Source organism: Microbacterium sp. 13-71-7, assembly GCF_002257455.1.
In the GTDB taxonomy this organism is placed as follows: Bacteria; Actinomycetota; Actinomycetes; order Actinomycetales; family Microbacteriaceae; genus Microbacterium.
The window spans coordinates 1-7,238 of the sequence record NZ_NCKN01000205.1; the positions used below are offsets into that span (position 1 = coordinate 1).

General features: G+C 69.5%; 9 protein-coding genes and 1 pseudogene. 2 read left to right on the plus strand and 8 right to left on the minus strand.

What is annotated here, in order from left to right; all coding sequences use genetic code 11:
• From B7X32_RS16395 to B7X32_RS16420, 6 genes and pseudogenes are all read right to left on the minus strand, one after another.
• Positions 1-153: pseudogene (locus B7X32_RS16395) on the minus strand (helix-turn-helix transcriptional regulator); the annotation flags it as partial.
• Between the two features lie 217 nt (positions 154-370).
• Positions 371-742: a type II toxin-antitoxin system PemK/MazF family toxin gene (locus tag B7X32_RS16400; protein WP_292721985.1), complete on the minus strand. Its 372-nt coding sequence runs from the start codon at positions 740-742 to the stop codon at positions 371-373.
• Complete coding sequence (locus tag B7X32_RS16405; RefSeq protein ID WP_292721988.1) at positions 739-960, minus strand: ribbon-helix-helix domain-containing protein; 222 nt, start codon at positions 958-960, stop codon at positions 739-741. Before B7X32_RS16405 ends, B7X32_RS16400 begins: the two co-directional genes overlap by 4 nt.
• Before the next feature lie 48 nt (positions 961-1,008).
• Positions 1,009-1,449 (minus strand): hypothetical protein, encoded by a 441-nt coding sequence (locus tag B7X32_RS16410; RefSeq protein WP_292721990.1) that lies wholly within the window; start codon positions 1,447-1,449, stop codon positions 1,009-1,011.
• 180 nt (positions 1,450-1,629) lie between these two features.
• A complete protein-coding gene (locus B7X32_RS16415; protein WP_292721992.1) occupies positions 1,630-2,793 on the minus strand; it encodes an acyl-CoA dehydrogenase family protein in 1,164 nt (387 codons plus the stop codon).
• 175 nt (positions 2,794-2,968) lie between these two features.
• Positions 2,969-3,937 carry a M15 family metallopeptidase gene (locus tag B7X32_RS16420; RefSeq protein WP_292721994.1) on the minus strand — a complete coding sequence of 323 codons (969 nt, stop codon included), beginning with the start codon at positions 3,935-3,937 and terminating at the stop codon, positions 2,969-2,971.
• A gap of 98 nt (positions 3,938-4,035) precedes the next feature.
• On the opposite strand from B7X32_RS16420, the gene B7X32_RS16425 reads away from it, so the two are divergent.
• Positions 4,036-5,151, plus strand: coding sequence for an Rv2578c family radical SAM protein (locus B7X32_RS16425; RefSeq protein WP_292721996.1), 1,116 nt, complete (start codon positions 4,036-4,038; stop codon positions 5,149-5,151).
• 66 nt (positions 5,152-5,217) lie between these two features.
• On the opposite strand, the gene B7X32_RS16430 is transcribed toward B7X32_RS16425, so the two are convergent.
• Positions 5,218-6,063: a phospholipase gene (locus tag B7X32_RS16430; protein ID WP_292721998.1), complete on the minus strand. Its 846-nt coding sequence runs from the start codon at positions 6,061-6,063 to the stop codon at positions 5,218-5,220.
• Positions 6,064-6,304: 241 nt separating this feature from the next.
• Here B7X32_RS16430 and B7X32_RS16435 point away from each other — a divergent pair, with 241 nt between their 5' ends.
• On the plus strand, positions 6,305-6,784 hold the full coding sequence (locus B7X32_RS16435) for a GNAT family N-acetyltransferase (protein ID WP_292722002.1): 480 nt from the start codon (positions 6,305-6,307) through the stop codon (positions 6,782-6,784).
• 101 nt (positions 6,785-6,885) lie between these two features.
• On the opposite strand, the gene B7X32_RS16440 is transcribed toward B7X32_RS16435, so the two are convergent.
• Positions 6,886-7,238 (minus strand): C-terminal helicase domain-containing protein (locus B7X32_RS16440; protein WP_292722004.1); only part of this gene is annotated, 353 nt, incomplete at its 5' end.

Genomic DNA, 7,238 nt, shown 5'->3' on the forward strand with positions numbered 1-7,238 from the left:
CAGGGCGTAGACGGTGCCCTCCGCGATGCCGGAGAACCCTCCGTCCCGCAGCCGCGTGGTGATCTCGTATCCATAGGCCGATCGCTCGGCCAGGATCGCCAGGACGATCCCCTCGAGAGTGCCCTTGAGCATCTCGGTCATCTGACTCGCCATCGCGATCGCCTCCTCTTCTACTCAGTGATGCTGACTACCGGTAGACAGTAACACTGAGTACCGGTACATAGCAACACTGAATACCAAGTTTTTTCTGACGTCGCGAACCGCCACTCCCGAGGGGGCGCAGCCACGATCGGCGCACAGCACGACGCCCCGGGATCCGGGGGATCTCGGGGCGTTCGCGAAGGACGACAGCAGTGCGTGGACAGAGCCGTCAGAGTGCGAGATGGAGGCCGAGCGCCTCATCGAGCGCGCCCATGAGTTCGGCCGGCACCCAGCCGACCGGGCGGGCGATGCGCGAGACGGCGATCGTGCGCACGTGCTCCGCCTGCGCCTTGACGTGGCGATCGAGGCCCGTCGCCTCCGACGGCAGCAGCACGTGGAACGGCAGGATCCGCGCCGTGTTCGAGGTCACCGGCACGACCGTCACCGTCGCCCTGTCGCTGCGCACCGCGACCGCGTTGGCGGAGTTGTTGCTGACGATCACCGCCGGACGCGTCTTCTTCGCCTCGGATCCGACCGAGGGATCGAACGACACCAGCACGAGCTGCCCGCGACGCAGGAGCGGGATCGACGAGGTGATCACGCGGACGCGAGCCCGTCATCCGAGGCCTGATCCCAGCCCTCGTCGTACCCTTCGGCGAACGCCTCGGCGTAGGCGTCGGCCAGGCGGCTCTCGCGCAGCAGGCGCACAGCATCCTGCGTCGCCGCCGAACGCGAGGCGTAGCGACCGCTCTGCGTCTCGGCATCGAGGAAGGCGATGTCCTCCTCGCTGAGGCTCAGGCTGACCTTGGCGTGCGTCATGGGCATGATGCTACCCCGGTAGCAATGCCTTTACCACCGTTCCGGCCGTCACACCACGTCATCCGCGTGCAGCCGGCGCACGCCGTGGTCGTGCAGCAGGAACTGCGCGCGCAGCGGGATCCCGAGCAGCGCGGCCTGCCGTTTCATCGCGCGCGCCCAGACGCGGACGTCGTCCTCGACGACCTCGCCGCCGACCCGCTCCCACACGAGCACCACCGCCGCGTTGCCGGTGAGCTCGCGGAGCATGCCGATCCGCTGCGACAGCAGGTGCGCGTGCGTCACCTCACCGAGATCCTCCGTCGTCACCGCCTCGAGCGGATCCTCGGGGTAGTCGGCCATCGGCATCAGCGGCTCGCCGATCCGGCCCCGCCCGTCGATGAAGAGCAGCCAGAGCTGCCGCTGGTTCGCCTGCTGGAGCAGCAGCTCCAGGACGTCGCGGAGGTCGTCGTCGCCTTCGAGCGTGTGCTCGCGCAGTGTTTCGGGGTTCATGACGCCAGCCTGGCGGCGCGGCGGGCGGCCGGGCGGTCCGCTCACGCAATCGGTGCGGAACTCCGCCTCTGCCTCGGTCGTGGAGGAGGATCCGCCGCGCAGAGCCCGGTCCCCGCACACGAGGGCGCCCCAGGATCCAGGATCCGGGGGCGCCCTTGGCCGAGCTCAGGGACCGAGAGGTCAGCGCTTGCCAGCGATCTGGCGGCCGACGAGGTCGCGCATGATCTCGTTCGTGCCGCCGTAGATGCGGTGCACCCTGGCGTCGGTGAACGCCTTGGCGATCGGGTACTCCATGATGTAGCCGTAGCCGCCGTGCAGCTGCACGCCGGTGTCGAGCACCTCCCACTCGCGCTCCGTCGTCCAGAACTTCACCTTCGCGGCGTCCTCCGCGGTGAGCTTGCTGTCCTTGTACGCCAGCAGCGCGCGGTCGACGTACGCCCACATCACCTCTGTCGTGGTGACCATGTCCGCCAGGCGGAACCGGGTGTTCTGGAAGTCGGCGATGCGCTCGCCGAACGCCTCGCGATCCTTGGTGTAGGCGATGGTCCAGGCCGTGGCGGCCTGTGCGGCGGCCGCGGCGGCGACGCCGATCGACAGGCGCTCGAGCGGCAGGTTCATCATCAGCTGGATGAAGCCCTGGCCCTCCTTGCCGCTGATCAGGTTCTCCTCGGGGATGAAGACGTCCGTGAAGCTGAGCTCAGCCGTGTCCCAGCCGTGGAAGCCCATCTTGCTGAGCTTCTTGCCCTGATCGAAGCCCTCCATGCCCTTCTCCACGATCAGCAGGCTGAAGGCGTCCGGCCGGTTGCCCTCGCCGGTCTTCACGAAGGTCACGACGATGTCGGCCGTGGTTCCCGAGGAGATGAACGTCTTGGCGCCGTTGAGGATGTACCCGCCGTCGACCTTCTTGGCGTTGGTCTTGATGCCGCGCAGGTCGGAGCCCGCACCCGGATCGGTCATCGCGAGCGCGCCGAGCACTTCACCGGTCGCCATGCGGGGCAGCCACTTCGCCTTCTGCTCCGGCGTGCCCATGTGCACGAGATACGGCACGGCCAGATCGTCCTGGATCCCGAAGGCTCCGGCAAGGGAGCCGGCACCCGCGGCGATGACCTCTTCCATCACGATGGTGCGGAAGCGGTAGTCCTGCAGCATCCCGGCGCCACCGAACTCCTCGGGCACGGAGAGTCCGATCAGGCCGGCCTCACCCGCCGCGAGCATGGTGGCGCGATCGATCTCACCGTCCGCCTCCCAGCGCTCGATGGCCTCGTTCGTGACGTGGCGGCCGATGAAGTCCTTGACGAGGCCCCGGAAGGCCTCGTGATCCTCGTCGTAGATGTCGCGTTCCATCGCGCTCCTCCAGATCGTGTGTGCGTCTTCGCTCTCGCGATCCTACGCGGAAAGTCGCGGGAGTCGGCTCAGATTGTGGGAATGCATCCCACCGGATGTGAGACTCGGTGTCACGCTTTGTGCGATCACTCCAGCGCCGCGGCGAGCAGGCGGACGCACCCGTCCGCCCGGTCAGTCAGCCCAGGTAGGCGGGGGCTGCGGCGAGCGCGAAGAACTGCTCGAGCGTGGTGAATCCGCCATCGTGATACGCCGTCGCGAGCGGAACGCCGACGTAGCGCAGGTGCCACGGCTCGGGGTCGTAGCCGGTCACCGGGGTCTGCCCGGCGACGTAGCGCACGATGAAGCCGTACTGCCAGCCGTTCTCGGCCGCCCAGGCGCCGGCGGCGGTGCCGCCGAAGGAGTCGATGTCGCCGCAGCCGCCCGCGCAGGAGACGACGTCGGCGGCGAGGCCGGTCTGATGCTCGCTGTGCCCCGGCCGCGCGGAGAGCGCGTCGCCCTGGGCCTGCCCGTAGGTCGCGATCTGGCCCGAGTAGGTCTGCACCTGGGTCTCGTACGAGCGATAGCCGCTGGCCAGCGCGATCGACCCCGCTCCGGCGGCGTCCGAGGCTGCGGAGAGCTGGTCCAGGGCGTGCGCCGCGTCGGAGCGCAGCGACCCGGCGCCGGAGACCGAGAGGGCCGGATCGCCGAAGGACGTCGGCGCGAAGGTCAACGGGTTGAGCGGCCGCGCCTTGTTGACGACGACCCAGTCCCGATTCGGGTCGGACAGGTCGATGCACGGCGCATTGCCCGCCGCCACCGCGGCGCGGAACGCCGCTCCCCCGCCGAACGCCGCGACCACGGCGTCGTCGCCACCCGACGCGAGCGCCTGCTGCACGGGCGTCTGCGCGCACGGGTTCGAGGCCGGGGTCGCGTGCAGCTGCACCGACGGAAGGCTCGTCGCAGCCTGGGGCATCGTGACCTCGACGCCCTTCGGATCCGCCTTGACCTGACCGGCTGGGCCGGCCGGGCCGGAGCCTGCGGAGCCGTCCGCCAGGGCCCAGAGCGCGCCGATCAGCGCGACCGCCAGTCCGATCGTGACGTACAGCCGGAACGTCACTCGCGGATCCATGCGGCGCGCGCGAGTCGGGTGCCGCGGGTCTGCCACGGATCCATTCTCACCGCCAGACCTGAACATCGGCGACATTCGAATCTTTCCACGGGTCTCCACTTGACTCAGCATCGTTGTTATGTTCGAATATCGCCATGAGGTGGCAAGGGCAGAGGATCGACGAGACCGACGCGCAGGCGCTGCCGGGCATGGAGAACCGCACCGGATTCCTGCGGACGGTGACGACGCCGGAGTTCGCGGGCATGACCTTCCACGAGGTGCTCGCGAAGTCGGCGCTGAACCACGTGCCCGGCCCCTCGAAGATGCCCTTCAACTGGACGGTCAACCCGTACCGCGGATGCAGCCATGCGTGCGTGTACTGCTTCGCCCGGGGGACGCACACGTATCTCGACCTGGACGCGGGGCGGGACTTCGACTCCCAGATCGTGGTCAAGGTGAACGTGGTCGAGACCCTCGAGAAGGAGCTGCGCCGCGGATCCTGGAAGCACGAGACGGTCGCCCTCGGCACCAACACCGATCCGTATCAGCGCGCCGAGGGACGGTACCGGCTGATGCCGGGCATCATCGGCGCGCTGGCCGATTCCGGGACGCCGTTCTCGGTGCTCACCAAGGGCACGCTGATCCGCCGTGACATCCCGGTCCTCGTCGACGCCGCCGCCCGCGTGCCGGTCGACGTGCAGCTGTCGATCGCGATGTTCGACGAGACCCTGCGCGAGGCGATCGAGAACGGCGCCCCGTCCACGCAGGCGCGGCTCGACACCGTGCGCGCACTCAGCGACGCGGGCTTCCGGGTGGGGGTGTTCCTGATGCCGATCCTGCCGCATCTCACCGACTCGGTGAACGCGATCGACGGCGCCCTGCGCCGGATCAAGGAGGCCGGCGCAGATCACGTCATCTACGGCGCCCTGCACCTGCGGGCGGGCGTGAAGCCCTGGTTCCTGCAGTGGCTGTCCCAGCACAGGCCGGATCTGCTGTCGTCGTACCGGGTGCTGTATCCCGGATCCGCGGCGGAGGCGCCGAAGGACTACCGGAAGTGGCTCGCGCGCCGGGTCAAGCCCCTCATCCGGATGCACGGGCTGGAGGCACGGCACTCCGATGACCGACCGCTGCGGCGCAGCATGAGCGCGCCGGCCGAGCCGGTCACGAACGCGATGCCGCTCTGGTTGTTCGAACAGCCCGCGGCCGAGCCCGCGGCGTCGTCGCGATTCGGAGCGCCGCGCGCGCCGGAGCCGACGCCGACCCTCTTCTGAGGCGGGACGCCGAACGGGGCGGGCGCTCGACGCGCACCGCCCCGTTCGCGGATCCCGCGGCGGGGATCAGTACCAGTTGGTGGCCTGCGAGTGACCCCAGGCCGAGCAGGGGGTGCCGTAGACGCTGGAGATGTAGCCGAGGCCCCACTTGATCTGCGTGGTCGCGTTGGTCTGCCAGTCATCGGCGATGGTCGCCATCTTGTCGCCGGGCAGCGCCTGCGGGATGCCGGTCGCCCCGGAGGAGTTGTAGGCCTGGTAGTTCCAGCCGGACTCCTTGTTCCACAGCGAGTTCAGGCACTGGAACTGCTCATCGCCCCAGCCGTACTGGCTCGCCATGATCTGCTGGGCCGCGGCCCGTGCACCGTCCGGGGTGTTCGCGGCGGCCTGCGCCTCGGCGGCGGCCTGCGCGGCGGCAGCGGCCTGCGCGGCAGCGGCCGCGGCCGCGGCGTCCGCCGCCTGCTTCTGCGCGACGGCGTTGTTCAGGTTGGTGCGCACCTCGGCGACCTGCGACTCCACCTTCTCGGAGTAGTCCGTGATCGCCACGGCGAGCGCGGTGTGCACGGCGCCCTTCTCGGAGGTCGACTTCGACAGCACCTCGTGCGCCGAGGTCAGACCCGTCACGTCCACGAGCTTGCGCCCCTGACCGAGATCGAGGCCGGACGCCTTCACATCGGCGTTCACGGTGGTCGCATCCGCCATCGCGGTCTTGGCCGTGTCGAGCGCGGCACGCACCTGCACCCGCTGGTTGTAGGCGGTCACGTCATCGACCGCGGCGGCGGCCGGAGCGGCTGCGGCGACCGTCGGTGCGACGAGCACGGTGCCGCCGACGACGAGCGCGCCGAGCACGGCGGTCGCGCCGACGATGGCGATGGTCTTACTGCGGGCAGAGCGGAAGAACGGGTTTCTCGACATGACGAAGTAACGATCCTTGAAGTCCTCGGTGCCGCTCGGGAAGCGGCGTCACGCCCTCGGGTCGGGCGTACAAGGTAACGATCCTGCATCACTGTTCCTGAGAGCCCACCGAGGATTCCGGTTTGCGGCAGGATACTTTGCTTGAATTCCCAGGTTCGGAATTCGGCCGCTTCCGGCCGCGCTCTCTGCTCCTCCCGCCTCCCCGCGCCTCCGTGTCGGAGGTCCCGGGTAGTGTCGCCCCATGGTCACGCTCCGCCCCTGGCAGCCCGAGGACCGTCCGCTGCTCGACCGGTTCAACACCCCCGAGATGACGGCGCATCTCGTCGGTCCCGAGACCCCGGATGAGCTGGACAGACGGCACCGGCGCTACCTGTCGGTGGACCGGCCAGGAGGGATGCTCGTCATCTGCGACGGCGACATCCCCGTCGGCTCGATCGGCTATTGGGAGAACGACGAGGATCCCGGCGCCGTCGTCTGGGAGACGGGGTGGAGCGTCCTCCCCGAGCATCAGAGACGGGGTTACGCCGGCCAGGCCCTCCTCCGGCTCCTCGACGTCGTGCGGGCGGACGGGCGCCACTCCGAGATCCACGCCTATCCGGCCGTGGACAACGCGCCCTCGAACGCGCTGTGCCGGCGCGCGGGGTTCACGCTGCGCTCCACCCGGTCGTTCCCGTTCCGCGGCGAGGAGCTCCTCAGCAACGACTGGGCGCTCATTCTCTGACCGCGTCGACGCGAAGACGCGAAAGAGCCGGGCGGGATCCCGAGTCTTTCGGATCCCACCCGGCTCTTGCGACCGGCGACGCGCCCCGGGGCGCGTCGTGATCAGGCGGTGAGGTCGGACGTCGACGGCATGCGGCCGGCGATCTCCTCGATGAGGTCGTCGCCGAGGCGCGCCTCTTCGAACGGCGCGTCGATCTCGGCGCGGTTCAGCAGCTCCGTCATGCGGCGACCGCGCGGACGCGTGATCAGGGTCACGACCCGGCCGGCGTTGCCCGCGCGGCCGGTGCGGCCGGCGCGGTGCAGGTACGTCTTGTACTCGTCGGGCGCGTCGGCCTGGACGACCAGGTCGATGTCGTCGACGTGGATGCCGCGGGCGGCGACATCGGTTGCGACGAGCACGTTCACACGACCCGAGGTGAGCTTCTGCAGGTTGCGGGTGCGCTTGGCCTGGTAAA